Origin of the sequence: Cognatundibacterium aquatile (genome assembly GCF_014699135.1) — a bacterium.
Lineage (GTDB): Bacteria > Pseudomonadota > Gammaproteobacteria > Burkholderiales > Burkholderiaceae_D > Undibacterium > Undibacterium aquatile.
In genome coordinates, this window is sequence record NZ_JACOFT010000002.1 from 305831 (window position 1) to 331802 (window position 25972).

The 25972-nt window shown below is 49.4% G+C and carries 29 protein-coding genes; 24 read left to right on the forward strand and 5 right to left on the reverse strand.

Annotated elements, in window-relative coordinates; translation table 11 throughout:
- Nucleotides 1-5: 5 nt before the first annotated feature.
- The gene (gene mfd, locus H8K26_RS05765; RefSeq protein ID WP_190478038.1) at nucleotides 6-3437 is read right to left on the reverse strand and encodes a transcription-repair coupling factor; all 3432 of its coding nucleotides are present in this window, start codon (nucleotides 3435-3437) and stop codon (nucleotides 6-8) included.
- Nucleotides 3438-3554: 117 nt separating this feature from the next.
- Here mfd and ispD point away from each other — a divergent pair, with 117 nt between their 5' ends.
- Genes ispD through H8K26_RS05780 form a run of 3 tightly spaced genes read left to right on the forward strand, consistent with a single transcriptional unit; the run spans nucleotide 3555 to nucleotide 5121 of the window.
- The gene (gene ispD / locus H8K26_RS05770) at nucleotides 3555-4262 is read left to right on the forward strand and encodes a 2-C-methyl-D-erythritol 4-phosphate cytidylyltransferase (RefSeq protein WP_190478040.1); all 708 of its coding nucleotides are present in this window, start codon (nucleotides 3555-3557) and stop codon (nucleotides 4260-4262) included.
- Nucleotides 4263-4295: 33 nt separating this feature from the next.
- Nucleotides 4296-4799, forward strand: coding sequence for a 2-C-methyl-D-erythritol 2,4-cyclodiphosphate synthase (gene ispF, locus H8K26_RS05775; protein ID WP_190478042.1), 504 nt, complete (start codon nucleotides 4296-4298; stop codon nucleotides 4797-4799).
- A gap of 49 nt (nucleotides 4800-4848) precedes the next feature.
- Nucleotides 4849-5121 carry a DUF4404 family protein gene (locus H8K26_RS05780; RefSeq protein ID WP_190478044.1) on the forward strand — a complete coding sequence of 91 codons (273 nt, stop codon included), beginning with the start codon at nucleotides 4849-4851 and terminating at the stop codon, nucleotides 5119-5121.
- Between the two features lie 111 nt (nucleotides 5122-5232).
- On the opposite strand, the gene H8K26_RS05785 is transcribed toward H8K26_RS05780, so the two are convergent.
- Nucleotides 5233-5808 (reverse strand): SAM-dependent methyltransferase, encoded by a 576-nt coding sequence (locus tag H8K26_RS05785; protein ID WP_190478046.1) that lies wholly within the window; start codon nucleotides 5806-5808, stop codon nucleotides 5233-5235.
- A gap of 340 nt (nucleotides 5809-6148) precedes the next feature.
- Here H8K26_RS05785 and H8K26_RS05790 point away from each other — a divergent pair, with 340 nt between their 5' ends.
- The 5 genes from H8K26_RS05790 to H8K26_RS05810 all read left to right on the forward strand — a co-directional run bounded on the left by H8K26_RS05790 (nucleotide 6149) and on the right by H8K26_RS05810 (nucleotide 9950).
- Entirely contained in the window at nucleotides 6149-6628 is a 480-nt protein-coding gene (locus H8K26_RS05790) for an FKBP-type peptidyl-prolyl cis-trans isomerase (protein WP_186897353.1), read from the forward strand.
- A 326-nt stretch (nucleotides 6629-6954) separates the two neighbouring features.
- Nucleotides 6955-7233: a DnaJ domain-containing protein gene (locus tag H8K26_RS05795; RefSeq protein ID WP_186885388.1), complete on the forward strand. Its 279-nt coding sequence runs from the start codon at nucleotides 6955-6957 to the stop codon at nucleotides 7231-7233.
- Nucleotides 7230-7829: a hypothetical protein gene (locus tag H8K26_RS05800; protein ID WP_190478048.1), complete on the forward strand. Its 600-nt coding sequence runs from the start codon at nucleotides 7230-7232 to the stop codon at nucleotides 7827-7829. Before H8K26_RS05795 ends, H8K26_RS05800 begins: the two co-directional genes overlap by 4 nt.
- A gap of 9 nt (nucleotides 7830-7838) precedes the next feature.
- The gene (locus H8K26_RS05805; protein WP_186897356.1) at nucleotides 7839-8597 is read left to right on the forward strand and encodes a hypothetical protein; all 759 of its coding nucleotides are present in this window, start codon (nucleotides 7839-7841) and stop codon (nucleotides 8595-8597) included.
- Between the two features lie 132 nt (nucleotides 8598-8729).
- Nucleotides 8730-9950 (forward strand): hypothetical protein, encoded by a 1221-nt coding sequence (locus tag H8K26_RS05810; protein WP_190478050.1) that lies wholly within the window; start codon nucleotides 8730-8732, stop codon nucleotides 9948-9950.
- Between the two features lie 128 nt (nucleotides 9951-10078).
- Here the strand turns inward: H8K26_RS05810 and H8K26_RS05815 are convergent, their stop codons facing one another.
- From H8K26_RS05815 to H8K26_RS05825, 3 genes are all read right to left on the reverse strand, one after another.
- Nucleotides 10079-11239: an iron-containing alcohol dehydrogenase gene (locus H8K26_RS05815; RefSeq protein ID WP_190478053.1), complete on the reverse strand. Its 1161-nt coding sequence runs from the start codon at nucleotides 11237-11239 to the stop codon at nucleotides 10079-10081.
- A gap of 63 nt (nucleotides 11240-11302) precedes the next feature.
- Nucleotides 11303-12055 (reverse strand): SAM-dependent methyltransferase, encoded by a 753-nt coding sequence (locus H8K26_RS05820; RefSeq protein ID WP_190478055.1) that lies wholly within the window; start codon nucleotides 12053-12055, stop codon nucleotides 11303-11305.
- Between the two features lie 311 nt (nucleotides 12056-12366).
- On the reverse strand, nucleotides 12367-12984 hold the full coding sequence (locus H8K26_RS05825; protein ID WP_223826868.1) for a Maf-like protein: 618 nt from the start codon (nucleotides 12982-12984) through the stop codon (nucleotides 12367-12369).
- A 187-nt stretch (nucleotides 12985-13171) separates the two neighbouring features.
- On the opposite strand from H8K26_RS05825, the gene H8K26_RS05830 reads away from it, so the two are divergent.
- The 16 genes from H8K26_RS05830 (at nucleotide 13172) to H8K26_RS05905 (ending at nucleotide 25936) form a co-directional block, all read left to right on the forward strand.
- Nucleotides 13172-13696: a YceD family protein gene (locus tag H8K26_RS05830; RefSeq protein WP_186885380.1), complete on the forward strand. Its 525-nt coding sequence runs from the start codon at nucleotides 13172-13174 to the stop codon at nucleotides 13694-13696.
- Nucleotides 13697-13834: 138 nt separating this feature from the next.
- Complete coding sequence (rpmF, locus tag H8K26_RS05835) at nucleotides 13835-14017, forward strand: 50S ribosomal protein L32 (protein ID WP_162018712.1); 183 nt, start codon at nucleotides 13835-13837, stop codon at nucleotides 14015-14017.
- A gap of 246 nt (nucleotides 14018-14263) precedes the next feature.
- On the forward strand, nucleotides 14264-15334 hold the full coding sequence (gene plsX / locus H8K26_RS05840; RefSeq protein WP_186885379.1) for a phosphate acyltransferase PlsX: 1071 nt from the start codon (nucleotides 14264-14266) through the stop codon (nucleotides 15332-15334).
- 4 nt (nucleotides 15335-15338) lie between these two features.
- A complete protein-coding gene (locus tag H8K26_RS05845; RefSeq protein WP_190478059.1) occupies nucleotides 15339-16325 on the forward strand; it encodes a beta-ketoacyl-ACP synthase III in 987 nt (328 codons plus the stop codon).
- A 33-nt stretch (nucleotides 16326-16358) separates the two neighbouring features.
- Complete coding sequence (gene fabD / locus H8K26_RS05850; protein WP_190478061.1) at nucleotides 16359-17291, forward strand: ACP S-malonyltransferase; 933 nt, start codon at nucleotides 16359-16361, stop codon at nucleotides 17289-17291.
- Entirely contained in the window at nucleotides 17288-18040 is a 753-nt protein-coding gene (fabG, locus tag H8K26_RS05855; protein WP_186885377.1) for a 3-oxoacyl-ACP reductase FabG, read from the forward strand. The genes fabD and fabG overlap by 4 nt, the downstream gene beginning before the upstream one ends.
- Before the next feature lie 149 nt (nucleotides 18041-18189).
- Nucleotides 18190-18429, forward strand: a complete 240-nt coding sequence (gene acpP, locus H8K26_RS05860) for an acyl carrier protein (protein ID WP_008449912.1) — start codon at nucleotides 18190-18192, stop codon at nucleotides 18427-18429.
- A gap of 35 nt (nucleotides 18430-18464) precedes the next feature.
- Complete coding sequence (gene fabF, locus H8K26_RS05865; protein WP_186885376.1) at nucleotides 18465-19706, forward strand: beta-ketoacyl-ACP synthase II; 1242 nt, start codon at nucleotides 18465-18467, stop codon at nucleotides 19704-19706.
- A gap of 61 nt (nucleotides 19707-19767) precedes the next feature.
- Complete coding sequence (locus tag H8K26_RS05870) at nucleotides 19768-20250, forward strand: protein YgfX (RefSeq protein ID WP_317889252.1); 483 nt, start codon at nucleotides 19768-19770, stop codon at nucleotides 20248-20250.
- A gap of 93 nt (nucleotides 20251-20343) precedes the next feature.
- A complete protein-coding gene (gene rpoE, locus H8K26_RS05875) occupies nucleotides 20344-20946 on the forward strand; it encodes an RNA polymerase sigma factor RpoE (protein WP_186885374.1) in 603 nt (200 codons plus the stop codon).
- Nucleotides 20947-20991: 45 nt separating this feature from the next.
- Nucleotides 20992-21663: a sigma-E factor negative regulatory protein gene (locus H8K26_RS05880; RefSeq protein ID WP_190478064.1), complete on the forward strand. Its 672-nt coding sequence runs from the start codon at nucleotides 20992-20994 to the stop codon at nucleotides 21661-21663.
- Between the two features lie 5 nt (nucleotides 21664-21668).
- A complete protein-coding gene (locus H8K26_RS05885) occupies nucleotides 21669-22664 on the forward strand; it encodes a MucB/RseB C-terminal domain-containing protein (protein WP_223826869.1) in 996 nt (331 codons plus the stop codon).
- A gap of 24 nt (nucleotides 22665-22688) precedes the next feature.
- Nucleotides 22689-24164: a DegQ family serine endoprotease gene (locus H8K26_RS05890; RefSeq protein WP_190478066.1), complete on the forward strand. Its 1476-nt coding sequence runs from the start codon at nucleotides 22689-22691 to the stop codon at nucleotides 24162-24164.
- 137 nt (nucleotides 24165-24301) lie between these two features.
- Nucleotides 24302-24553, forward strand: a complete 252-nt coding sequence (locus tag H8K26_RS05895; RefSeq protein WP_190478796.1) for a glutaredoxin family protein — start codon at nucleotides 24302-24304, stop codon at nucleotides 24551-24553.
- 1 nt (nucleotide 24554) lies between these two features.
- On the forward strand, nucleotides 24555-25151 hold the full coding sequence (gene rnhB, locus H8K26_RS05900; protein ID WP_190478067.1) for a ribonuclease HII: 597 nt from the start codon (nucleotides 24555-24557) through the stop codon (nucleotides 25149-25151).
- The gene (locus H8K26_RS05905) at nucleotides 25148-25936 is read left to right on the forward strand and encodes a TrmH family RNA methyltransferase (RefSeq protein ID WP_190478069.1); all 789 of its coding nucleotides are present in this window, start codon (nucleotides 25148-25150) and stop codon (nucleotides 25934-25936) included. Before rnhB ends, H8K26_RS05905 begins: the two co-directional genes overlap by 4 nt.
- Nucleotides 25937-25972: the final 36 nt, after the last annotated feature.

Consider the following 25972-nt stretch of genomic DNA (forward strand, 5'->3'; position numbering starts at 1 on the left):
ATAAATCAATGCAGCGCTTTAAGCGTAGTCTTGATTTGTGCAACCCGGCTCGCCAGGTCGGGCATGTTGGCAGTGATGCGCAGTTTGTCCTGACCATTCAAGCGGATGTGTTTATTCTTTTGTACCAGCTCGATGATGCGCATCGCATCGATCGGTGGCTGCGGTTCAAATTGCAAAGTCGCCGCTTCGTTGTGCGCGTCGATCTTGATGATACCCAGCGGCTTGGCGGCGACCCGCAGCCTATGGGTTTCCAGCAAAGACTTAACCTGTTCCGGCAGTTTGCCGAAACGATCGATCATTTCTTCCTGCATATCATCGATGGCACTGGCTTTACTGCAATTGGCGAGGCGTTTGTATATCGACAGCCGTTCGTGGACATCGCCGCAGAAGTCGTTTGGCAATAAGGCTGGGATATGCAGATTAATCTCAGTGGTTGACGATAAAGGTGCAGCAAGATCAGGTTCTTTGCCATTCTTCAGTGCGCGTACCGCTTCATTGAGCATATCGGAATACATCTGGAAGCCGATTTCATGCATTTCACCTGATTGATTATCACCCAGCACTTCGCCCGCACCACGGATTTCCAGATCGTGCATCGCCAGATAAAAGCCGCTGCCGAGTTCTTCCATTTGCTGAATCGCTTCCAGCCGTCGGTTCGCCTGTTTGGTCAGCCCTTGCACATCATGTACCAGCAGATACGCATAAGCCTGATGATGCGAGCGGCCAACCCGACCGCGCAACTGGTGCAACTGCGCTAGGCCGAATTTGTCGGCACGATGCATGATGATGGTATTCGCGGTCGGCACGTCGATACCGGTTTCGATAATCGTCGTACACAACAGGATGTTATGGCGTTGCGCAACGAAATCACGCATGACTTTTTCCAGATCACGTTCATGCATCTGACCATGCGCCACCACCACGCGCGCTTCCGGCAACAGTGCCTCCAGCATGGCCTTGCGGTTTTCTATCGTCTCCACTTCGTTGTGCAGGAAATATACCTGACCGCCGCGTTTCAATTCGCGCAGACAGGCTTCGCGTATCACAGAATCATCTTCGCTACGCACAAAAGTTTTGATCGCCAGACGTTTTTGCGGCGCGGTCGCAATAATCGAAAAATCGCGCAAACCTTCGAGTGCCATGCCCAGCGTGCGCGGAATCGGTGTCGCGGTCAGTGTTAACACATCGACTTCGGCCCGCAGCGACTTCAGCGCTTCTTTCTGACGTACGCCGAACCGATGTTCCTCATCGATGATCACCAGGCCGAGCCGGGAAAATTTTACGTCATCCGACAATAGCTTATGTGTGCCGATCACGATGTCGACGGTGCCATCGCCCATACCTTTGATCGCCAGATTGATTTCCTTGCCGGAGCGGAAACGCGATAATTCAGCGATTTTGACCGGCCAGTTAGCAAAGCGGTCGGCAAAGGTCTGTGCGTGTTGTTCAGCGAGCAGGGTGGTCGGTGCCAGAATCGCGACCTGTTTGCCACCCATGACCGCAACAAAGGCGGCGCGCAAGGCGACCTCGGTTTTGCCAAAGCCAACGTCACCACAAATCAGGCGATCCATAGGTTTGCCTGATGTCATATCACCGATCACCGCAGTAATTGCGGCGGCCTGATCCGGTGTTTCATCAAAGCCGAAACTCTCAGCAAAAGCTTCATAATCTTTGGCTGAATATTCAAATGCGTGACCGTGACGTGCGGCACGGCGTGCATACAGATGCAGCAGTTCTGCCGCCGTATCGCGGATTTGCTGGGCCGCTTTTTTCTTCGCTTTTTCCCATTGCCCGGAACCCAGCGTATGCAAAGGCGCATCGTCCGGTGAAGCACCGGAATAGCGCGAGATCACGTGCAGTTGCGATACGGGCACGTACAGCTTGGTTTCTTTGGCGTATTCGAGATGCAGAAATTCGGTGTCGCCTTCACCCAGATCCATGCTGATCAGACCCATGTAGCGGCCAATACCATGATTGCTATGCACAACAGGATCGCCGATTTTGAGTTCGGATAAATCGCGCACCATGTGCTCGACTTGCGTTGTGGCTTCCTGCTTTTTTCGGCCTATGCGTTTGCCACTGCCCGCATATAATTCGGCTTCCGTAATAAAGGCAAGATCGTCTGCCAGCACGAAACCGGCATGCAAGGGTGCAACGCCCAGCATGAGCTTGGCGTTGGCAGTAGCAAAGTCAGCGTAGCCTTCACACAGACTGAGCTGGATATTGTATTCATTGAAGTACTGCTGCAAGGTTTCACGACGCCCTGCAGTTTCTGCGCAAATCATCACGCGTTTATCGGTTTGCAGCAAAAATGAACGCAAATTCGTCAGCGGATCATCTGCGCGGCGGTTGACTGCAATGTCTGGCAGGAAGCCCGATACTTCAGATGCCGCAGCGTTTTTTTCGGTGTCAGCAATGACCCAGCGCGCTTGCGTTTTGAGCGCTGCAAAAAAATCTTCATCGCGCAGAAAAACAGATTCAGGCGGTAATACCGGACGCTCGCGATCCGATTTCAGAAATTGATAACGTGAACGTGTATCGGCCCAGAAACGCTGTATCGTCTCATCGATATTGCCGATCAGCGCGAAATGCGGCGCTTCTGGCAGATAATCGAACAGTGTAGAGGTGTGTTCAAAAAACAGTGGCAGATAGTATTCAATACCGGCAGACGCGATGCCATTGCCTATATCTTTGTAAATGGACGAACGCGACGGATCGCCTTCAAATGTTTCGCGCCATCGGCTGCGAAACGCAACGCGTGCCGGCTCATCCATAGGAAATTCGCGTCCTGGCAACAGGCGCACTTCCGGCACCGGATACAGCGAACGCTGGGTATCAGCATCAAAGGTGCGGATGGTTTCTATCGTGTCGCCAAATAAATCAAGTCGATACGGCAGTGCGGAACCCATAGGGAATAAATCGATCAGGCCGCCACGCACCGAATATTCGCCGGGCGACATCACCTGGCTGACATGGCTATAACCCGCCAGCGTGAGTTGCAACTTCAGTTTTGCCTCATCCAGCGTGTCACCTTTTTTGAAAAAGAAGGTGTACGCTGCGAGGAATGATGGCGGTGCCATGCGCAGTAGGGCGGTGGTCGCCGGTGCCAGCAAGACATCGCAATTGCCATTCTGAATTTCATACAGACTGGCAAGGCGTTCAGAGACCAAATCCTGATGTGGTGAAAAAGCGTCATACGGCAGGGTTTCCCAATCCGGCAGCAAATGGCAGCGCAATTCAGCGTTGAACCACGGTATCTCGTCCAGCAGTCGTTGGGCATCGCCGGGATTAGCGACGAACACGGTCAGCATACGTTTTTCTGACTTCAGCGCCGTGGCGGCTTGCGCCAGCGCGTACGCATCAGAAGAACCATGCAGATTGGGGAGTGCCAGACGATGGCCGGGTTTTGCTAAGGATTTACTGAAATCAAATGACATTGCGGCTATACAGGAAGATGCCGTAAAACGATCTTACGGAACAAGATACGCGGTTAAAATGAGCGTTCAATTATAAACGAAGGGGCAGTTAGGCATTGAAACGCCACTGATCTGATTATGTCTGAAGAATTAAAACAACAGCAAGGCCAGTTGCCACGTTATGTTGCCCTGATTCCGGCAGCAGGTGTTGGTGCGCGTATGGGGGCGAACTCTCCAAAACAGTATCTGACCATCGCTGGTAAATCGATACTGCAACATACCGTGAATGCATTTTTGAATTTTCCGGGCGTCGCTCATACCTATGTAGTGGTAAGCGAAGATGATGCTTTTGTTGACGATTACTTGCTTGCGGCAGATGGCATGACTGTTTTACGCTGCGGCGGCGCGACTCGGCGTGACAGCGTGCGGAATGGTCTGGCATATCTGGCGGATAAACTGGATGCGCAGGATTGGGTGTTGGTGCATGATGCTGCCCGTCCCGGTTTAACGTCGGCTTTATTGCAGAAATTAATCGATCAGGTCGGATCACATGTGGTCGGCGGCTTACTGGCGCTGCCGGTCGCGGATACGGTCAAACGTGTTATTAACGGCAAAGTAGAAACCATTTCCCGCGATGGTTTATGGCTGGCGCAGACGCCGCAAATGTTCCGTTATGCGATGCTCTGCGCTGCGCTCGATCAGGCTGAGCAAGTAACCGATGAATCCAGTGCACTGGAACTCATGGGATATGCGCCGTTGCTGGTCGAAGGCCATGCCTGCAATCTGAAGGTCACTTTACCTGCTGATCTGTTGCTGGCAGCGCAGTATCTGCAAAGAAATAAGTAAAACAGTTGAGAATCACTAAATTGAGGTTGTTTGATGAAAAATAAGATACTTCCTTTCCGCATAGGGCAAGGTTATGACTGTCATGCACTCGTGTCTGAACGTCGGTTGATTATCGGTGGTGTGGATATTCCGCACACGAAGGGGCTGCTTGGACATTCGGATGCCGATGTGTTGCTGCACGCGATTACCGATGCGATTTTCGGTTCCGTGGCGCTGGGTGATATCGGGCGACATTTTCCCGATACCGATCTGCGCTTTAAAGGTGCCGATTCGCGTGTGTTATTGCGTGAGGCCGTGCTGCGGTTGCATGCGACAAGCTATGTGATCGGTAATCTGGATGCGACCATCATTGCACAGACACCGAAGATGGCGCCGCATATCGCAGCAATGGTAAAAAATATCGCCGAAGACCTGCAGGTCGATGTCAATCAGGTCAATATCAAAGCCAAGACCAATGAAAAGCTGGGTTACTTAGGGCGTGAAGAGGGTATTGCTGCGGAAGCCGTGGTGCTGGTGTTTCATGCCGATAGTCAGTAAGCTGTTCGGCTAAAGCTGAAATAGTTGGAATAAAAAAGGAAAACAAAAAATGAAACATGAAAATCTGAAACAGCTGCTGGCTGAAGCACATCAACAACTGGCGGGAACAGAAAAAGTCGACGATGAGTTAAAAGCTTTACTGGAAAATTTAAATCAGGACATTCATCAGGTGCTGACTTCCGATCAGACGCATGATGTATCTGTGTTTGATACGCTGAGCGAACGCTCTCTTGCCTTGTCGGCAAAATTCGCTGCCGAACATCCTAAGCTGGAACCCGTGTTGCGTGAATTAGGTTCTATGCTGGCGAAGATCGGCGTTTGAATTTGCTGTCTGAACAAGCGATACAAGAAAAAGCCACGATTTGTCATTGACGAAATCGTGGCTTTTTTGCGTCTTCGTTCAACAGCAAAGGCCGAATTTCATAGGCCGGGCTCAATCAAACCCGTATTCTTCCGGCGGTGCTTCGCCTGCGAGGGCGCTGGAATTCCAAGGCAAACCTTCACCTTTGCGTACCAGTTCATCCGCATACTCATACACGTTCGGGCAACCAGTTTCGGCGATCAGTGTTTTGACGATGGTGACTTTCCAGGCATCCACACACGCCGCCTGAAATTGGCAGACCAGATAGCCAGGCTTGTTGCCGTAAAAATCGACCAGTAAGCCCGGCAACTGATCGGCTTCGGCATTAATCAGGCGTTTTGTGCTGCCCGCTTTGCTTTTGATTGCACGCGATTTCGCTAACGCAGCCTGAACCCGGCGCTTGATCATGGCATGATCCACCGCTTCTTTTTCATCGAGCGTCCAGATCCGGGCGCGAATTTGCGATTTAGGGCTCCATCCTGCGCGTGCCAGAAACTGGCCGGAAGAGGAACGAACCAGCGCCGTTGCGCCGGATTTGATTCGCTCGCCAAATTTACCGTCTATGCGTTCGATGGCAGAAAGGTAAATCCAGGGTTGCCCCTCCAGTAATGCTTTTTCTTTGCCTTGTTTGATCGTAATGATGAGCATAGCGGTTCCGGATGCGGGTGAAATGAAAGGCGCGGAATATACCCTGTTTGTACTTTTCTTGCTGTTTCTTTTGCGTTTTTTATTTGTACAGCATCCGGATTGCGGCGGTTTTGCCATCGCAACGTGTTTGCATACGGTCAGTTCAGCACTATTTCAGTCAGAAAAGCCGTCTCTGCTACAATACAGCCCCTGTTCCGGGTCGGGGATGCTGATTTTGATTGCAAAAGGGCGTAGTATTTTCTTTGCCTGTCTTTAAATCAGCGCTTTCGATGCTATCTGTGCAGCACGCTCTCAGCGTCGCCCTTGTTCAAATTTCACCCACACTTACACGATATACGCCATGCAAATTAAAGCCAACTCCGTTGTCAGCCTGAATTACACGATGTTCAATACGAACGGTGACATCATTGATCAGAACCGTGATCCTATTGTTTATCTGCACGGTGATTACGACAATATTCTGCCTGCCGTTGAAGCAGCGCTGGATGGTAAAAAGGTCGGCGACAAGGTGTCTGTGGTGCTGGCACCGGAAGATGGCTTTGGTGAAATCGAGTCCGAATTCGTGCGCGAAGAAGACATCAGCGCATTTCCTCCGGATATCGAAGTCGGCATGATGTTTGAAACCCGCGATCCGGAAACCGAAGAAACCATGCAGTTCCGTGTGACGAAGATTGATGCTGGCCTTGTGACTGTGGATGGCAATCATCCGCTGGCGGGCATGACGATACGCTTCGACACTGAAGTGTTGGATATCCGCGAAGCGACGGATGAAGAAATCGTGCACGGCCATGTTCACGGCGAACACGGTCACCACCATTAATCCTGGCGACTGATCTGTTTCGGTGGCTGTCAGTATCGATGCGGTGCTGACACAGTCTGTCGGCGCAATCTGTCAGTTTACATATACTCCCCCGGGTATATGTAAACACCCTTGATTAATATAGGGGAAATGCTTGTTTTTGCTGCATACTCCCCAAAATCATCTCATTTTTGGCACTCAGGCGATGTTTTTGCGGATTCGCAGCGCTGCTCATTCAGGTTGCGCCTGCTGCGCATGCAACGCTCATATTGCCGGAATTGTGTAGCCTGATGCCAATAGTTGCTATGGTTCTGCGAGTGTGAATGAGAAATGGAAGCGAAAAGCAGATGAAAGATTATTACGTCATTCTCGGTATTGCGCCGAATGCGTCATTGTCGGATGTGAAAAAAGCCTTCCGCCAGAAAGCGGCAGAGTTTCATCCTGACCGGAACACATCGGAACTGGCGCCAGAAAAATTTCATGCGGTAAAAGAAGCCTACGACATTTTGTCTGACGATGCGGCGCGTGCTGCTTACGATGAAAATCGTCGTCGTAACTTGCTCGATTCTCCGCTGGAAACAGCGACAGACATCTGGAAGCATTATTTATCAGGAGTATTGAAGTGAAATTGTCCCGTTTTTTTGAGGATCTGATGGCGGTGTATAACGCCGAAATCGAAGATTTGAAATCAGATTCCGAAGGCAAAAATGTCCTGAAGGCGCGTCTGCGTGAAAAAGGCGAGCAATTGCCTTTGTTGTTGCCAATGATGGACTCCAATCCAGAAATGCTGGCATCGGCATTTCATCTGGGATTTATATTTTTGAATCCGCTGGCGCTGGAATCACTGACGACCCGCGAGGAATCCAAATTACCCGCATGGAAAACCCTGTCGGCTGCCGTCAAGCTCGAACCTTGGGCGGAGCCGCTGAGCAAGATTGTGTTGCAAGAAGCGGGCGGTGAAAAATTTCTGGTCATTGCGGCCGCGCTCGAATATCTGAATCGTGGTCAGCAAGCGCGCAAACACAGCGCCACCAATACGCTGGAAACCGACGACGAAGATAAAGAAATCAACGACGCGGATGAAGAATTGAAAGAAAACGGCGACCTCGATGGTAACTATGGTCGTCACGGGCGCGATGATGGCGATGATGGTGACGATTATGATCTTGACGAAGCAGGCGCAGACTGGCTGGCTGAGCAAGGTTTCGACCGCAAAGACTAAGGATACAAGATGAGCTTACCTGCATTAATTGAAGCGCAAAACCTGATCATGGCGGGCGATATCGCCGGCGCGGAATTCGCACTGGCTAATATTGCTGAAACCGAAGGCGACAAAGCGCTGGTCGCTGCGTTGGATGATTTTCCGGCGAAAGATTTGCTGGCGATTATCCGTGAATACGATGCGTCTAAAGAGTCGCTGGTGAATCTGCTGGTGACGCCTGAGCAGTTCGCGCAGGCGGTCGTGCTGGAACGCCGTTATGGCGATCAGACGCATGAACAATTGCGCGGCATGATCAACTCCGTCATCTTCCGCGAAGGTGCTGATCCGGCAGAATTTTTGTACGAAATCGCCGAAGTCGAAGGTGGCTACGATGCGCTGGTTGATTACCTGCTGGATCGTGCACCGATGGTCGAGCATTTTTATAAATATGCGACTTTCGATTTATACGAATATGGCGACGGTGCGAAAACCCAGGCGCAGGAAGATGATCTGATGAATCTGGATCGCGATACCGAAAGTCTGGCGTCGCCGCTCGACATGGCGAATCTGGAAGATCACGACTGGATGCAGGTTACCTATCTGTTGCGTTACGAATTGCCGGAAATTTTCCGTGAAGTGCTGATGAAGCTGCGCGCCCGCTATAAAGCGTATCTGGCGAGCCAGCAAAGCGATGAACTCGAAGGCGGCGAGAGCGAAGCAGAAGAAGATGAACGTCCTAAAAACAATGATGATGGCGATGACAAGGATGACGAAGAATCCGCGCTGTAATTTGTTGTCGGCATCCTGAATCAATGCAGAGCGCGGTGATCGTGTTCTGCATTTTTTGTTAGTTTCCCTAATTCCGGTAAGTTGCTTGCGCCAATGTGCGTCAGCAGCGAGTAAAAAGCGAGTGAAGATACGATGACAGCCTCTGTTTACGATATTGCCCTGATTGATAACCGGCCATTTTTTGAGTCGGCATTACGCTACGGCGTGCAAAAAGCCATCATTGCCAACAGCAAAATTGCAGCGATCGAAGCCGAAGCACCGAAAGGCATGGTGCAGATTGCGGAAGCGTTTGGCAGTAAATATCTGCGCCCAGAAATTGAACTGGCACGCAAGCGCATCGTCAACCTGGCGAGCCTGTATCTGATCGAAACATCCAAAGGTGACCTGGAGCTGGCCGCCAGGCTGATTCGTGATAATACTTTTCTGAGCCTGTCACGCGGCGGTTCCGGCTTGTTGAAAGCCTTGTTTGCAATGCCGGAATATGCTTTGCTTGGCCGCGAAACCAAAGGCAAGGTCGAAGATTTTCTCGATGCCTGGTCGCTCAAAGAAAATCCGCAGGAATACAGAAATGCGCTCGAACACCGCCAGCTCAACGCGCTGGAAATTCAGGCTGGATACTGGTTTGGCGAATGGCTGGGGCTGACGCCATCTTATCTGCAGGATGAAGATGTGGAAGCTGTGGGCGTCGTCCGCACCGCCTTGCTGGCACACATGTTTGGCGGCCCCGACGCCACGATCGAGAATCAGATTCAGTTTGCGACCTTACTGGAATCGATACGCGCGATGACACCGGCGAAACGTAATAAAGCGCTGGCATCAGCCGATTTATCAGAAGTGCCACCTAAGTTTTTGCCGGTGGTGCAGCGTATCATCGACGAAATCAAACAACACGATCTACCCGTGCTGCAAAACAAAACAACGCCGCTGGCACAACTGGTGTTTGCGCTGAAAGAGCGGTATTACCTTGGCGATCATGAAATCGAAGATACCTCGGAATACGATGCGCTGGTATCGAAAGAATGGACGCGCCTGACCAAAGGCAAGACCGACGTTGATTCGCTGATGACCCTGTTTTTATGTATCTCAGCCGGTGTGCCGCCGAAAACCACGCTGACCGAAAAGGCTGCAAAAACCATCATCAAACAATTCCGCAACGAAGGCTTTAATCATGCCCTGGCGACCGCCTGGATCAAAGAATCTGCACCACATGAAAAACAGGAAGGCTTGCTGGAAGACTGGAATAATTTCGTCGAAGAAGCCAATCAATACCTGCTCGACGACTGGGACACCTACCTCACAGGCGCAATCCGTTTCCTGACGATGCACTGCCATATTCAGAAGGCGGGGAAATGAGTTACTTTGGGATGTCTGAGACTGGGCGTGGTGCAGTGTCTGGAATGTCCGGAGGGTAAGCAGTAGGAAGTCTGAAAATAAAAAAAAGGGGCGACTTTGACAGTCACCCCTTTTTTTGTTTTAGCTGCTTACAAACTCAATTCCAACACCTGACGGCTGACATCCAGCGTGACGTCGCGTTTTTCACCGATGGTGAGCATGCGGTGGGTTTCCAGTGCGGCGATGACGGGGGAGATGTCGTCTGCGCCGAGGTGGTAATCGCTGAGGCGGGTTTTGACGCCCATTTGCTCAAAGTAATCCTGCATGCGGCTGATGGCGGTGTCGATGCGGCTGTCTTCGCTGCCTTCACGCAGATCCCAGATGCGTTCAGCAAATTGCAGCAGCTTCGCGCGTTTGGCTTCTTTGCGTACGCGCAGCATGCTAGGCAACACGATGGCGAGTGTCTGTGCGTGGTCTATGCCATGCAGGGCGGTCAGTTCGTGGCCTATCATGTGGGTCGCCCAGTCTTGCGGCACGCCGGTAGAAATCAGGCCATTCAATGCCATCGTGGCGCACCACATCAGATTGGCGCGCACATCGTAATCCTGCGGATTGGCGAGGGCTTTCGGGCCTTCTTCGATCAGGGTTTTGAGCAGTCCTTCGGCGAAGCGATCTTGTACTGGTGAATTGACCGGATAGGTCAGGTATTGTTCCATCACGTGGACGAACGCATCAACCGCGCCGTTGCCAATCTGGCGCGGCGGCAGGGTGTAGGTAGTGGTAGGGTCGAGAACCGAAAATTTAGGGAAGCAATGGCGGCTGCTGAACGCGAGTTTGGCTTTGATCGATTGACGGGTGACGACGCCGCCATCATTCATTTCTGAGCCTGTTGCTGGCAAGGTCAGGATGCTGCCGAAGGGCAGGGCTTTGGTCACGTTGCGACCATGTTTTTCCATAATCGCCCACGGATCTCCGCCTTCAAACAGCGCTGCGGCCGCGATGAATTTAGTGCCATCAATGACCGAGCCGCCGCCGACCGCCAGCAGGAAATCAATATTGCCATGTTTGATGATGTCGACCGCTTTCATCAGCGTTTCATAGCTTGGGTTGGGTTCTATGCCGGAAAATTCTGTCACGCTGCGATTGCCGAGTGCGGCGATGACCTGATCAAACACGCCGTTTTGCTTGATGCTGCCGCCACCGTACAGCAACAATACTTTGGCATCTGCCGGTATGGCTTGATGGATGTCGGCAATGCGGCCTTTACCGAACAGGATGTGAGTCGGATTGTAGAAATCGAAATTCAACATGGGCGTCTCCTTGAGAAAGTCTTATCTTAGCGTAAATTCAAAAAATAGATCGGTCGTTCGCAATTAGCTGGCGAGGAACAGGAATACGGTTGGTTTTTTATGGAAATCAGGGGCTTGACCAGCGGAAAGTCGCTTCTTCCATTCTGCTGCGGTACGTGTTTGTATGGATTCTGTTGGTAATGTCAGATCAGTGGCGACGCAAATCAGGCTCTGTGCCTGACACTGGTTTGCCAGGGCTTCCAGCATGGCGGCGTTGCGATACGGCGTTTCTATCAGCAGTTGCGTTTGCTTTTCTTTGCGCGAACGGTCTTCCAGCTCTTTGATGCGTTTCGCGCGTAACGCGGCATCGGTTGGCAGGTAGCCGTGAAAGGCGAAACTCTGACCATTCAGGCCGCTACCCATCAGGGCCAGCAGCAGGGATGAGGGCCCGACCAGCGGCCTGACCGTGATGTTGCGCTGATGCGCGAGCCGTACCAGATTAGCACCGGGGTCAGCAACGGCGGGAACGCCAGCCTCAGAAATCAGACCGACATCATGTCCTTGCAGCAGCGGTTGCAGCAAGCCTTCGAGCGCCTGCGCCGGGGTGTTGACGTTGAGTTCGCTGATCTGAATATCCTGCATCGCCAGTTTTAAGGGGTGATGCTGACCGAGAAATTTCAGATAGGCGCGGGTGGTCTTGGCATTCTCTGCAACGAAATAACTGAGCTGCGCGGACATGGATTGCACGGTATCGGGAATGATTTTCGCCAGCAAGCCGTCTTGCTGCCCTTCGTTGTAGCCCAGCGTGTTAGGAATGAGGAATAGTGTGCCTGTCATGGGGAAATCTTTTTTAATATGAAGCTGAAATAAAGCTGAAAAATAGTGCTGAAAATAAAGCTAAAAATAAGTTGATATGTTTTTTTATGCCGACACACAACTGTCGCAGCGACGATATCATTCTTGTTTGTAGCGTTTTGCCGTCGCCGTACTTTACTGAAATATGCTTACTGACGTCATATTTGTGCTTATAAATACTGGGGGGAGTATATTTTTACGTCCTTGTTTTACGCTGACAATAAGGCGAAAAAGGCAGATACTCCCCCAATTTTGCTAAAAACAGAGCATTTTTCTGAGTTATTATCGATTCATCAGCGATAAAACTGAACGCCAGCGTTGCGCAGCATGTCTGTCAGTGCAATCAATGGCAATCCCGTCAGTGCGGTCGGATCATCGCTTTGTATCGACGCTAAGATGCTGATGCCGAGCGCTTCGTTTTTCGCGCTGCCGGCGCAATCGTAGGGCTGTTCAATACGCAGATAGGCATCGAGTTCTGCATCCGGCAAATCGCGGAAGCGGACGATGGTCTGCACGTCGCGCAATTGCACCGCTGGCTGCGCGCCTGAGCGGGTATCCAACAGGCATAATGCGGTATGGAAAACGACTTCTTTGCCGCGCATGAGTTGCAATTGTTTTAAGGCGCTGGCATGATCGCCGGGTTTGCCGATGTGGATGCCATTCAGTGTCGCAACCTGGTCGGAACCGATAATGAGTGCATTTTCTGCGGAATTTTCAGCAGACGATGCTAACTGTCTGGCGATGGCTTCAGCTTTTTGTTGTGCCAGCCGCAGGGCGGTGGCGTCCGGTGTTTCGCCATGGTGGGCGGTTTCATCGATATCCGGCACCAGTGAATCGAATGGGATTTGCAGCCGGGATAATAATTCGCGGCGATAGACCGAGCTGGAGGCAAGAATCAGGCGTGGATTCATCAGGCTTGCGTTGTGCTGTGAGTGCGGTGAGTCAGACTGGTGCTTGATCATATTCAGGGAATTCAGCGGGAAATAGCAGGTGTAAGAGCTGGTGTAAGTCGTTTTGGCTTAAAAAATGCCTGTAAGCCTTTGACTAACAAGGCCGAGTGCTGTTATTATCGCAGGTTTTCTGGGTTCAAATAATCCTATGCAAGCTTTTGTGATTGACGCTTTCGCGTATTGTCGGCTCGAAGAGCAGCGTTCGGGAAGCATTTTAGTCGCAGATTTACCCCGGCTTTCAGGCGAGAGTGCAAACACCGATGGTGCATTGAACTGGTCTTTGTCTGGCGGTAAAGATGCACTGGGTCATCCACGGCTGGTGTTGAGTGTGACTGGTAGCGTGAATCTGATGTGCCAGCGCTGCCTGACACCATTTGCATATGAAATTGACTCTGAATCTGTATTGATACTCGCCAAAAACGAAGAAAATGCCGATGAAATTGACGCATTGCTTGATGATGACGAGGTCGATGTTGTAGTAGGCAGCAAAGCATTTGATGTCAATGATTTGATCGAAGATGAAGCGCTGCTCGCAATACCCCAATCGCCCAAACATGCAGTATGCCCGGATGTATCGTTGGCTTCAGCAAATACTACTGCAGCGATTGAAGCAGAAGTCAGTAAAAAAGAATCACCTTTTGCTGTGTTGAAGAAAATTAATGGGCGTACCTAGTGGCATTATTCTGAAAAAACACTCAGGTCGAAGTATTGTTAGGGATTCTTGGTTGGCGATGTTCGCATTGCGATGTGCGCATTCTTTAGCCAGGTGTGTAAATTTTTAGAAACATTTTTTGAAGTATTAGGAGTTATCATGGCAGTTCAGCAAAATAAAAAGTCCCCATCCAAGCGTGGCATGCACCGTTCCCACGATTTCCTGACTGCACCACAGTTAGGTATCGAGCCAACAACTGGTGAGACACATCTGCGTCACCACATCAGCCCTAACGGCTTTTACCGTGGTCGTAAAGTATTGAAAACTAAGAACGACGAGTAATCTCTGTTCTTGTTAAAGGAAGCGGCGTGACGAGTCTCGTACTTGGCGCCGCTTTTTTTACGCCTGTTTTTCCCGAATTCTGGTGTTCAGATTTGTCTGTGCCCTGATTTTATAAACACGTTTCTGGATCCAGACTGATTTTCTCTGTTTTTTCTTTTTTTCATTTCTGTGTGGAAATGGAATTGACGGAAATTGCCTCTCCGTTTGGTACACTAGTCGTTTCGGATCGAAGTTTAGTAACACTACATGACAATAAAAATTTCCATAGACTGCATGGGTGGCGATCACGGCCCGTCAGTTACAGTGGCGGCGGCGGTTGCTTTCGCTCATCGCGAGCCTGATGTTGAATTTCTGCTGGTCGGGCTTGAATCCGTTATCCAGGCTGAACTTAAAAAGAACCATGCCGAACATCATCCACGCATGAAAATAATCCACGCTACCGAAGTGGTGGAAATGGACGATCCTATCGAGATTGCACTGCGTCGGAAAAAAGATTCTTCAATGCGTGTTGCCGTCACTCAGGTAAAAGACGGACATGCGCAAGCCTGCGTCTCAGCTGGCAACACAGGTGCTTTGATGGCGGTATCGCGTTACGTCCTGAAGACCATGCAAAGCGTGGATCGCCCAGCAATCAGCGGCATGCTGCCAAATCAAAAAAATCTGCCGACTTACATGCTGGATCTCGGTGCGAACGTTGATTGCGAACCTTTGCATCTGCATCAGTTTGCGATTATGGGATCGGCACTGGTATCTGCGCTGGAAGGTAAGGAAAGACCGAGTATTGGTCTGTTGAACGTCGGTGAAGAGGATATTAAGGGTAATGACGTCGTTAAAAAAACCGCGCAGTTGCTGCGGGCTGATCACGAACGTGGGTTGTTGAATTTTTATGGCAACGTTGAGGGTAATGATATATTTAAAGGCACCACCGACATCGTGGTGTGTGACGGTTTCGTCGGTAACGTGACCTTGAAAGCAGCCGAGGGCATGGGGCGTTTTGTAAAGACGACCCTGACTGGCGCATTTAAGAGTAATCCATTGAATATGTTGGGTGCGCTGATTGCGCGCGGTGCTTTAAAGTCGATTTCGCAGACGATGAACCCTTCCAACTACAATGGCGGTTGTTTACTTGGTTTGCGCGGTCTGGTTTTTAAAAGCCACGGCAGTGCAGATAAATATAGCTATGAGTGGGCAATACAGCGCGCATTTGATGCGGCAAAAAATGATGTCCTGACTCGTATTTCTAATTCGATGGCGAAACTCATGCCAGTGGCAGACCTGGCTTCGCCTGAAGATAATAATGACCTGATGGCAAAATAAGCGCATGACAATTTTTAGCAAAATCATAGGTACTGGCAGCTATCTGCCAGCAAAAAAAGTCAGTAACCAAGAGTTGGCTGACCAGTTGGCAAAAAAAGGGATAGAAACTTCCGACGAGTGGATCGTTTCCCGTAGCGGCATTTCATCACGCCATTATGCGGATGAAGGGGAGAAGTCCAGCGATATGGGTGTCGAGGCCGCGAAAAAAGCGCTGGAAGCAGCGAAGCTGACGCCTGATGACATTGATTTGATTATTCTGGCGACGTCCACCCCGGATTTTATTGGTGGATTTCCGAGTACAGCCTGCGTGGTGCAGAATAAATTGGGCTTGACCAATGGTGCGCCTGCGATGGATGTGCAGGCCGTTTGCAGCGGCTTCATGTACGGCATGTCTATCGCTGACAGCATGATTAAATCCGGTGCGCATAAAAATGTGCTGGTCATCGGGGCGGAAGTGTTTTCCCGTATTCTTAATTTTGATGATCGCACCACTTGCGTGTTGTTTGGAGATGGCGCCGGTGCGGTGATAATGAGTGCGTCGAATGAACCCGGGGTGCTGGCGACCAAGTTGCATGCCGATGGCGGATACGCAGACATCTTGTCTGTGCCAGGTACTGTGCAGGATGGCGCCATTGCAGGAAGTGGTTATTTGCAGATGGATGGCCAGGCAGTCTTTAAACTGGCGGTATCTGTGTTGGAAAAAGTGGCGAATGAGGCATTGGCGCAGGCTGGCTTGAACGCGGAGGATATTGACTGGCTGATTCCTCATCAGGCAAATCTGCGCATCATGCACAGTACCGCAAAGAAAATGCGTTTGCCTTTAGAGAAGTTGGTCGTGACGGTTGATCAGCATGGCAATACGTCGGCGGCGTCAATTCCTCTGGCACTGGATCAGGCTGTGCGCGATGGCAGGGTACAGCCCGGCCATAAAATATTGTTAGAAGGCGTTGGTGGCGGATTTACCTGGGGTGCCGCCATTGTGCAGATGTAGTAATCAACATAACCAAAGAGAGACATAGATAATATGACCCAATTTGCATTTGTATTTCCCGGGCAGGGTTCGCAAGCGATCGGCATGCTGAATGGCTTTGCTGATAATCCTGTGGTTCAGCAAACGATCGCTGAGGCATCTGATGCCTTGCAGTTTGATCTGGGAAAACTGATTTCCGAAGGGCCGAAGGAAGCGCTCGATTTAACGACGAATACGCAGCCGGTGATGTTAACTGCTGCGGTTGCCTGTTACCGCGCATGGATTGCTGCTGGTGGTGCTGCACCTAAATTGGTGGCAGGCCATAGTCTCGGTGAATATTCCGCATTAGTGGCTGCCGGCGTGATTGCGTTTAAAGATGCGGTTCCTCTGGTACGGTTTCGTGCGCAGGCAATGCAGGATGCCGTGCCTGTTGGTCAAGGCGGAATGGCGGCGATTCTTGGCTTGAGCGATGAGGATGTCATTGCTGCGTGTAACGAAGCGGCCGAGGGTGAGGTTGTTGAAGCCGTCAATTTCAATGCGCCTGCGCAAGTGGTGATTGCAGGTAGTAAGGCGGCTGTTGAGCGCGCCTGCGAAATTGCCAAAGCAAAAGGCGCCAAGCGCGCTCTGACGCTGCCAGTTTCCGCACCATTTCACTCGTCCTTGCTCAAACCAGCATCTGACAAGCTGCGTGAATATATGGCTGGGATCGCGTTTTCGGCACCAGCGATTCCATTGATTAATAACGTTGACGTCGCGATCGTGACAGATCCTGCGCTGATCAAAGATGCTTTGGTTCGTCAGGCGGCGAGTCCGGTTCGTTGGGTTGAAACCATTCAGGCGGTACATGCAAGTGGTATACGCAACGTTATTGAATGCGGTCCTGGCAAGGTATTGGCTGGTTTGACTAAGCGTATTAATGCAGAACTGATCGGTGAAGCAATTTACGATCAGGTAACTCTGGAAAAAGTATTGGAATCTTTAAAATGACCCGACAATTAGAAAATCAAGTCGCTTTAGTGACCGGCGCATCGCGCGGTATTGGTAAGGCAATTGCTATTGCATTGGCACAGGCTGGTGCAAAGGTGATCGGTACTGCAACGACTGAAGCAGGTGCTGAGGCGATTTCTGCCTATCTTGCCGATGTTGCCCCTGGTGCAGGCAAGGGCGTTGCATTCAACGTGAATGATGTTGAGCGCTGTACGTCACTGGTGGATGAAATCCAGAAGGAATACGGCAGTCTGTCAATTCTCGTTAATAATGCGGGAATTACTCAGGATCAGCTTGCAATGCGTATGAAAGAAGAAGATTGGGATAACGTTATCACCACCAATCTGAATTCAGTGGCCCGTTTATCCCGTGCAGTATTGCGCGGCATGATGAAGGCAAAACATGGCCGCATCATCAATATTACGTCTGTGGTCGGTTCATCCGGTAATCCGGGGCAAATGAACTATGCTGCGGCTAAGGCAGGTGTGGCTGGCATGAGTCGTGCATTGGCGCGTGAGATCGGTAGCCGCAACATTACCGTTAACTGTATTGCTCCCGGATTTATCGATACGGATATGACAAAGGCGCTGACGGATGAGCAAAAGGCGGCAATTTTGGTGCAAATCCCGATGGCGAAACTTGGTCGTCCGGAAGATATTGCAGCAGCAACGGTCTTTTTGGCGTCGCCAGATGCAGGTTATATTACCGGTACGACCCTTCATGTTAATGGTGGGATGTACCTGGCATAATTTATTTAACGATAGTTGGCGGTAATTTCTGCGAAAATAACAGGAGTTATTGCTAAAATCGTCAGGCTTGCTTTTTTTGCGTACAAACCTGCTAAAATGCGCGCACTTTCTGTAAGCCCTTATTTTTGATTTTTTCACTGGAGATACACATGTCCGATATCGAACAACGCGTTAAGAAAATCGTCGCTGAACAACTGGGCGTCGCTGAAGCTGACATCAAAATTGAATCCTCTTTCGTTGATGATCTGGGTGCTGATTCCCTTGATACCGTTGAACTGGTGATGGCACTCGAAGACGAATTCGAAATGGAAATCCCTGACGAACAAGCTGAAAAAATCACAACTGTGCAACAAGCGATTGATTACGCTACTGCACACGTTAAGGCGTAATTCGGTTACCACGTTTTTAAATCCAGGAGAAGCGCTTGAGTCGTACGCTTAAACGTCGTGTCGTTGTAACCGGACTTGGATGTATCTCGCCCATTGGCAATTCAATTGCTACCGCGTGGGATGCTGCAAAAGCTGGCAAATCTGGTATCGCTACGATTACCAAATTTGATGCAACTCCCTTTTCCACGCATTTCGCTGGAGAAGTGAAGGACTTCAATGTCGAGGATTACATTCCGGCAAAAGAAGCTCGTAACATGGACACTTTCATCCATTTCGGCATTGCCGCGGGGATGCAGGCGTTTCAGGACAGTGGAATGGTTGTTACCGAAGAGAATGCCGAACGCATCGGTGTTATCGTCGGTTCCGGTATCGGTGGCTTGCCGCTGATCGAAGCAACGAAAGAAACCTTGATTGAACGTGGTCCACGCCGCATCAGCCCATTTTTCGTGCCAGCGTCTATCATCAACATGATTTCGGGTAATTTATCGATCAAATATGGCTTGAAAGGGCCAAATCTGGCGATAGTTACAGCATGCACGACCGGCCTGCATTGTATAGGTCAGGCTGCACGCATGATTGAATACGGTGATGCAGACGCGATGATTGCCGGTGGTGCAGAGTCAACGATTTCTCCGTTAGGTTTGGGTGGCTTTGCGTCAGCCCGGGCGCTTTCTTCCCGTAATGATGATCCTGCGACTGCCTCTCGTCCTTGGGACAAAGACCGCGATGGCTTTGTACTTGGCGAAGGTGCTGGCGTCATGATGCTGGAAGAATATGAACATGCGAAGGCGCGTGGTGCAAAAATTTATGCTGAAGTGATTGGCTTCGGTATGAGTGGTGATGCATATCACATTACTTCGCCTAGTATGGACGGTCCACGCCGCAGTATGATTAACGCAATGAAAAATGCGGGTATTAATGCTGATCAGATTGATTATCTGAATGCACATGGAACGTCGACGCCGTTGGGTGATAAGAATGAGACTGACGCGATTAAGGCAACATTTGCGGACCATGCATATAAATTGACGGTGAATTCCACTAAATCCATGACGGGGCATTTGCTCGGTGGTGCAGGCGGGATTGAATCTGTATTTACGGTATTGGCACTGCATAATCAGGTGTCACCACCGACAATTAATATTTTTAATCAAGATCCTGAGTGTGACCTCGACTATTGTGCAAACGTAGCCAGAGACATGAAAATTGACTATGCGATGAAGAATTCGTTTGGTTTTGGCGGTACAAACGGAACTTTGATTTTCGCAAAAATATAATTCATCAGTACATTAGAAAAAGGCACTTTGTTTCTTTGAAATGAAGTGCCTTTTTGTTTATATGACGATATCCGTTCGGGTCACCATTAAACCATCGAGGCTACTGCTCTATCTGCTCTGCATGATGGTTGTACTCGCAAACATAGGCTGGTATTTATTCCTATTAAATAGACAATTACCATCTATTCCATTTTTAATCGCGGTAGCTGGTTTTGCAATCGTGAGTGTTCTGTCGTTGATGGTGATGAGATCAAGAAGGCCGGTCTATGATCTTAGTGTGTTTAAGAGTGGCGATATTTTTCTTCAGATGACAGGGCAGATTGGTTCATCGACGGCAGTTAAGTTGCATCGCAGTAGCGTCATTTGGCAGTATGTGATGGCTTTACGTTTTGCTTCCGATGATGGAAAAATTCACCGTATTCTTATCCTGCCAGATTCAGTTAGCCTGACAGCGTTTCATCGATTGCGGGTGACTCTGTTATGGATACTGATGCATCACGACAAAGTGGCCGCAACGAATACGAAGGGGGCAGGGAACTTTTAACCCGGATGCCCACTCATACTTGCAGACATTGATGCTGAATGCAGTTGTGCACATTAAACTAAAAATAAGATTAATCAAAAACGGGATGATTGAGTGACGACAGAGCGCGAGATAGACCAGATATTGGTTGAGCGCGTGCAGCGTGGAGATAAAAAGGCATTTGAGCTTCTGGTTTCCAAATACCAACGGAAACTAATGCGGCTCGTGTCTCGTCTCATCTATGATCAGGCTGAGGCAGAGGATGTGGTGCAGGAGGCATTTATAAAAGCCTATCGGGCTTTACCTAATTTTCGTGGTGATTCAGCTTTTTATACGTGGCTTTACCGGATAGGCATCAACACTGCAAAAAACTATCTGGTCACACAGGGACGCAGGGCGCCGACATCAACCGATGCTGATGTCGATGAGGCTGAAACTTTTGTTGATGCAGATGGACTAAGGGATATCAATACGCCTGAATCTTTATTGGCAAGTAAGCAGATTGCGGAGACTGTCAATGCAGCGATGTCTTCTTTGCCTGAAGAGTTAAGGAATGCAATCACTCTAAGAGAGATTGAGGGCTTGAGTTACGATGAAATTGCCGACGTCATGTTGTGCCCGATTGGTACTGTACGCAGCAGAATATTTCGTGCCCGCGAGGCGATTGCGGAACGATTGAGACCGATTTTAGGAACGAATCTGGATCAGCGTTGGTAGTTGATGTCAGATAATGAATTGAACAGGCATGATTTTTGTAGAAATATGATGACCGAAACCAGGAAAAACGAAAACATATCAGCGTTGCTTGATGGCGAGATAGACAATGTCGCGCTGGATGCCATACTTACAGATATGGATTCGACTGAAAGCAAAGATGTTTGGGGGCTCTATCACCACATAGGTGATGTGTTGCGCTCAGACGATCTTGCTACGCCTTTAAGCGCAGATTTTAATCAGCGTTTTGCAGCACGCTTTGCCAGCGAACCAGCTATTTTGATGCCAAAGATGCACGTTAAGAATGAAGCGAAAGAGTCGGATAAGCCGCAATATCTTCGCTCATATCTGTCCGTTGCGACTGCTGCAGTAGCTGCTTTGTTTGCGTTCGTATTTGTGCCGCAGTTGCTGCAGTTAAATCAAAATCAGGTGCAGACCGTACAGGTATCTGAAATTGTCTCACCAAAATCAGCAAACAAACTGCAACTGGCGTCAGCGTCGGTGACGCCTGATTTGTCGACGAAGGAGCTTGCACAAGTTGAGCAGGCAGTGGAATCCTCTAAACAGGTAAATGAGCGTCAGACTGCACCGGTCGAAATGCTGCGCGATCCCAGAATTGATAGCTATCTGATTGCTCATCAAAAATTTTCCCCGGCAATTAGTGCTGGTACGCAGTATGTTACCCGGGCGAATGCAGTTTCTGGCCCAGCGGAGAAGTAAGGATTATGTTGTTTTATCATTTCCGATGGCCAGTTCTGCTGATGAGTCTGTGCGTTATCGGTCGCTCAGTTTATGCGGCAGATGATCAGAAGGCAGCGCAGGAAGTATTAAAGAGAATTCAGACATCGGCACAAAATCTGAATTATTCGGGTACGTTTGTTTATCAGCAAGCCAGTCAGATCAGAACGTCTAAAATCACGCATTTTGTAGATCAGCATGGCGAGTTGGAAAAACTTGAAATTCTGGATGGCAAACAGCGTGAATATATTCGCAAAGGTGATGAGGTATCTTGCTATCTTCCTGAGAGTAAAACGATACAGATCGAAAAAAATGTGACGCAAGAAGTTTTTCCAGCCTTGCTGACTCAGAATGCATCGTCACTGCCAGACAATTACACCATAAAAAAAGCCGACCTGAATCGTGTTGCCGGACTCACATGTCAGACCTATTTGTTGCAGCCGAAAGATGCTTATCGCTACGGCTATCGTCTTTGTGCGGAAAAACAATCCGGATTGCTCTTACGTGCACAGACAGTGAATGCAAAGAATGACGTCATCGAGCAGATTGCTTTTACAGAGTTGAAGCTGAACGATATTGATAAAAATAAATTGAAACCCAGTTTTCAAAATATCTCGCGCTGGCATATTGAAAACTTAACGGTGCAATCCAATATCAACTCCGGCTGGATAGTCAGATCACTGCCAGCCGGGTTTCGTAAAACCAAGGAAATGAAGCGGGTGATCCCAGCGCCTCCGGCATCCGCAGGGAGCAAATCCGGCGCCTCGCACCAGGTCATACAGATGATATTTTCTGATGGTCTGGCCGCTATTTCCGTGTTTATAGAGCCCGATAGTGAAAGCCGTACTGAAGGTAGTTTGCAGCAAGGCGCAATGACTATTATGGGAAAACGACAAGGGGCTTATTGGCTGACTGTCGTTGGTGAAGTTCCTGTAACAGCGATTCAACAAGTGATGAACTCGATTGAGTTTAAAACCAAGTAACAATCTAAGTAAGTGAGTGATCCCATGAAAACAAAAAAACTTTTTCCTTTAGAAAAATTGATTTCCACTATAGCGATCAGTGCTTGCGTGGGTTTTGTGGCGCCCTTAGCGGTGAATGCTATACCTGTCGCCCAGGCAGCGTCCGCAGTCACAGGTTTGCCTGATTTTACTGAGTTAGTCGAAAAGACTGGACCAGCCGTTGTCAACATCCGTACGACTGAAAAAATGCAACAGGCTCAGGGGATGAACGGAATGGAAGACGAGCAGATGCAGGAGTTCTTCCGCCGTTTCTTCGGAATGCCGATTCCTAAGCAGGCTCCGGTGCCGAAAGGACGCAAACAGGTGCCGCAACAAGAAGAGGAAGTTCCTCGTGGCGTTGGCTCAGGTTTCATCATTTCACAGGACGGTTATGTGCTGACCAATGCACACGTGATTGATGGTGCGACAGATGTCTACGTTAAACTGACAGATAAGCGTGAATTCAAAGCGAAAGTCATTGGCAGTGATAAACGCACAGACGTCGCAGTATTGAAAATTGAGGGCACGAAATTACCGAAATTGACGATAGGTGATTCAGATAAAATCAAGGCCGGCGAATGGGTGATTGCGATTGGCTCGCCATTTGATCTGGACAATACCGTGACTGCGGGGATTATTTCTGCCAAGGCGCGTGATACTGGTGACTATCTGCCATTAATTCAGACCGATGTTGCGGTGAATCCCGGAAATTCAGGCGGCCCGTTGATTAATATGCGCGGCGAGGTTGTCGGTATCAATTCACAGATTTACAGTCGTTCCGGCGGTTATATGGGCATCTCGTTTGCGATTCCGATTGATGAAGCAATGCGTGTTGCTGATCAATTGAAAGGCACAGGCAAGGTAACCCGAGGCCGTATTGGTGTGCAGATCGGTGAAGTCTCTAAAGATGTGGCCGATTCCATTGGCTTGCAAAAGGCGCAGGGCGCACTCGTTGTCAGAATTGAAGCCGGTACTCCGGCAGAAAAAGCCGGGTTGCAGGACGGTGATGTGATTCTTAAGTTCAATGGACAAGCGGTTGAAAAATCAACTGATCTGCCACGGATTGTCGGTGCGACGAAACCGGGCTCGAAAGCAACGATGACCGTCTGGAGAAAAGGTGCTATTCGTGAAATGACGATTACTGTCGCCGAAATGGAGCAGGACAAAGTTGCTCAGAAATCCGAGAAAAAAGCGAAAAAGGAGCAAACTAATTTCCTCGGACTTGCCGTTGGTGATTTGAGCGACGCACAGAAAAAAGAATTGCCAGCAGGGGGCGTTGTGATTGAGTCTGCTGATGGCGCAGCCGCTGCAGCTGGCTTGCTGCAAGGCGATATTATCCTGACCTTAAATAATGTTGATGTGAAAGATGCGAAGCAATTCACCAGCATGGTTGCAAAACTGGATAGTAAAAAAACAGCGGTTGTTCTGGTTCGTCGTGAAAATATATCTCAATTTATTCCGATTAAACCGCAATCCAAATAAATTCAGCCTGCTAAATCCGGCATATAAAAAAGCTGCTCCTAAAAATGGGCAGCTTTTTTTATAAATATTGCTCGTGTCTTTATGCTTGGGAGTACTGTGGACTTATAATGCGCTACTTTATTTATGTCGCTTTATTTATGATCGCTTTCACACTGTACTCGCGGAGTTACTGCCATCTTTGTGATGACATGCTGGAGCAATTGCGAGCTTACACAGCAGACTGTCAGTTTTCTGTTGAAGTTATTGATGTTGATACCGATGCAGAGCTGGTTCATTTGTATGATGAACTTGTACCGGTGTTGATTGGCAAAAAGCCCGGTCATCCACCGCAAGAAATTTGCCATTATTTTTTAGATCAGAATGCTTTAAAGGCATTTTTTCAGGCTTGATATGCAAGAAAGTTTAGATTTGTTTGCCTACGACGGTGAGTTGATATGTGGCGTCGACGAGGCAGGGCGAGGGCCATTGGCTGGCCCGGTTATGGCGGCTGCGGTTATTCTCGATCCCGATCATCCGATTGACGGCTTACGTGACTCCAAAAAACTCAGCGAAGCGCGACGGGATGTGCTGGCTGAGGAAATCAAGAAGTATGCTCTTGCATGGTCAGTGGCTGAATGCTCAGAGCAGGAAATTGATGAGTTGAATATTTTGCAGGCAACCATGCTTGCCATGCGCCGCGCGGTTGAGGGCTTGGCGATCACACCGACACTTGCGTTAATTGATGGTAACCGTTGCCCGGTAATGTCCGTCAGATCTGAGGCTATAGTTAAGGGAGACGACAAGGTGGCGGCAATTTCTGCTGCATCAATTCTCGCAAAAACAGCACGTGATCACGCTCTGTACCAGCTTCATCTTACTTATCCTCAATATGCGCTGGATCAGCATAAAGGTTATCCGACCGCGTTACACCTTGAACGATTACGTGAACACGGCGTCGCACCAATTCACCGCAAATCCTATGCGCCTGTTAAGGCTTTATTGAAATGAAACAAATTACTTCGCGCGAAAATTCTTTGTACAAAGAATTGAAATTACTAGCGACCAGCTCGCAGGTCAGACGTAAAGCCGGGCGTACTTTGCTCGATGGAGTGCATCTGTGCGAAGCCTATCAGCAACATCTCGGCGCCCCGGAGCTATGCATCGTCTCTGATGCCGCGTTAAATGATCCGGAAGTGAGTAAATTACTGGAATTGTGCGAGTCACAGCATATTCAGTGCATTAGCTTACCGGCCAATCTGTATCAGGCCATCAGCCAGGTCGAACATGGTGTGGGTATTATGTTTCTCGTTAATACACCTAGTCCTGCGTTACCCGAAAATATTTCGGAAAACTCGGTTGCTCTTGATGGTTTGCAAGATCCAGGAAATCTGGGGTCGATTTTACGAAGTGCGGCTGCAGCTGGAATTAAAAATGTTTTTTGTAGTTCCGGTACCGTATTCGCATGGTCTCCGAAAGTCATGCGGGCAGGTATGGGAGCTCATTTTTTACTCAATATTTTTGAAAATATCGACCTTGAAGTTGTTTTGAAGAATGCCAGTATTCCTGTACTTTCCACTAGCTCACATACAAAAACCACGATTTACCAGGCGGACCTCGCACAACCGCTTATCTGGTTATTCGGACATGAAGGGCAAGGTGTTTCCGGTAGCCTGATGGCATTGGCAGACATGACCGTCACCATCCCTCAGCAAGCGGCAATTGAGTCGTTGAATGTCGCTGCAAGTGCAGCAATCTGTTTTTTTGAGCAAGTACGTCAACAATCTTTCCAATGAAATAAAAATCCCGGCTGCTTGCCGGGATTTTTTCAG

What these genes read in the sequence shown, in the direction of transcription:
- mfd (WP_190478038.1), bottom strand. Translation starts at nt 3,437, where the DNA reads ATGTCATTTGATTTCAGTAAATCCTTAGCAAAACCCGGCCATCGTCTG.
- ispD (WP_190478040.1), top strand. Translation starts at nt 3,555, where the DNA reads ATGTCTGAAGAATTAAAACAACAGCAAGGCCAGTTGCCACGTTATGTT.
- ispF (WP_190478042.1), top strand. Translation starts at nt 4,296, where the DNA reads ATGAAAAATAAGATACTTCCTTTCCGCATAGGGCAAGGTTATGACTGT.
- H8K26_RS05780 (WP_190478044.1), top strand. Translation starts at nt 4,849, where the DNA reads ATGAAACATGAAAATCTGAAACAGCTGCTGGCTGAAGCACATCAACAA.
- H8K26_RS05785 (WP_190478046.1), bottom strand. Translation starts at nt 5,808, where the DNA reads ATGCTCATCATTACGATCAAACAAGGCAAAGAAAAAGCATTACTGGAG.
- H8K26_RS05790 (WP_186897353.1), top strand. Translation starts at nt 6,149, where the DNA reads ATGCAAATTAAAGCCAACTCCGTTGTCAGCCTGAATTACACGATGTTC.
- H8K26_RS05795 (WP_186885388.1), top strand. Translation starts at nt 6,955, where the DNA reads ATGAAAGATTATTACGTCATTCTCGGTATTGCGCCGAATGCGTCATTG.
- H8K26_RS05805 (WP_186897356.1), top strand. Translation starts at nt 7,839, where the DNA reads ATGAGCTTACCTGCATTAATTGAAGCGCAAAACCTGATCATGGCGGGC.
- H8K26_RS05810 (WP_190478050.1), top strand. Translation starts at nt 8,730, where the DNA reads ATGACAGCCTCTGTTTACGATATTGCCCTGATTGATAACCGGCCATTT.
- H8K26_RS05815 (WP_190478053.1), bottom strand. Translation starts at nt 11,239, where the DNA reads ATGTTGAATTTCGATTTCTACAATCCGACTCACATCCTGTTCGGTAAA.
- H8K26_RS05820 (WP_190478055.1), bottom strand. Translation starts at nt 12,055, where the DNA reads ATGACAGGCACACTATTCCTCATTCCTAACACGCTGGGCTACAACGAA.
- H8K26_RS05825 (WP_223826868.1), bottom strand. Translation starts at nt 12,984, where the DNA reads ATGAATCCACGCCTGATTCTTGCCTCCAGCTCGGTCTATCGCCGCGAA.
- H8K26_RS05830 (WP_186885380.1), top strand. Translation starts at nt 13,172, where the DNA reads ATGCAAGCTTTTGTGATTGACGCTTTCGCGTATTGTCGGCTCGAAGAG.
- rpmF (WP_162018712.1), top strand. Translation starts at nt 13,835, where the DNA reads ATGGCAGTTCAGCAAAATAAAAAGTCCCCATCCAAGCGTGGCATGCAC.
- plsX (WP_186885379.1), top strand. Translation starts at nt 14,264, where the DNA reads ATGACAATAAAAATTTCCATAGACTGCATGGGTGGCGATCACGGCCCG.
- H8K26_RS05845 (WP_190478059.1), top strand. Translation starts at nt 15,339, where the DNA reads ATGACAATTTTTAGCAAAATCATAGGTACTGGCAGCTATCTGCCAGCA.
- fabD (WP_190478061.1), top strand. Translation starts at nt 16,359, where the DNA reads ATGACCCAATTTGCATTTGTATTTCCCGGGCAGGGTTCGCAAGCGATC.
- fabG (WP_186885377.1), top strand. Translation starts at nt 17,288, where the DNA reads ATGACCCGACAATTAGAAAATCAAGTCGCTTTAGTGACCGGCGCATCG.
- acpP (WP_008449912.1), top strand. Translation starts at nt 18,190, where the DNA reads ATGTCCGATATCGAACAACGCGTTAAGAAAATCGTCGCTGAACAACTG.
- H8K26_RS05870 (WP_317889252.1), top strand. Translation starts at nt 19,768, where the DNA reads ATGACGATATCCGTTCGGGTCACCATTAAACCATCGAGGCTACTGCTC.
- H8K26_RS05880 (WP_190478064.1), top strand. Translation starts at nt 20,992, where the DNA reads ATGATGACCGAAACCAGGAAAAACGAAAACATATCAGCGTTGCTTGAT.
- H8K26_RS05885 (WP_223826869.1), top strand. Translation starts at nt 21,669, where the DNA reads ATGTTGTTTTATCATTTCCGATGGCCAGTTCTGCTGATGAGTCTGTGC.
- H8K26_RS05890 (WP_190478066.1), top strand. Translation starts at nt 22,689, where the DNA reads ATGAAAACAAAAAAACTTTTTCCTTTAGAAAAATTGATTTCCACTATA.
- H8K26_RS05895 (WP_190478796.1), top strand. Translation starts at nt 24,302, where the DNA reads ATGATCGCTTTCACACTGTACTCGCGGAGTTACTGCCATCTTTGTGAT.
- rnhB (WP_190478067.1), top strand. Translation starts at nt 24,555, where the DNA reads ATGCAAGAAAGTTTAGATTTGTTTGCCTACGACGGTGAGTTGATATGT.
- H8K26_RS05905 (WP_190478069.1), top strand. Translation starts at nt 25,148, where the DNA reads ATGAAACAAATTACTTCGCGCGAAAATTCTTTGTACAAAGAATTGAAA.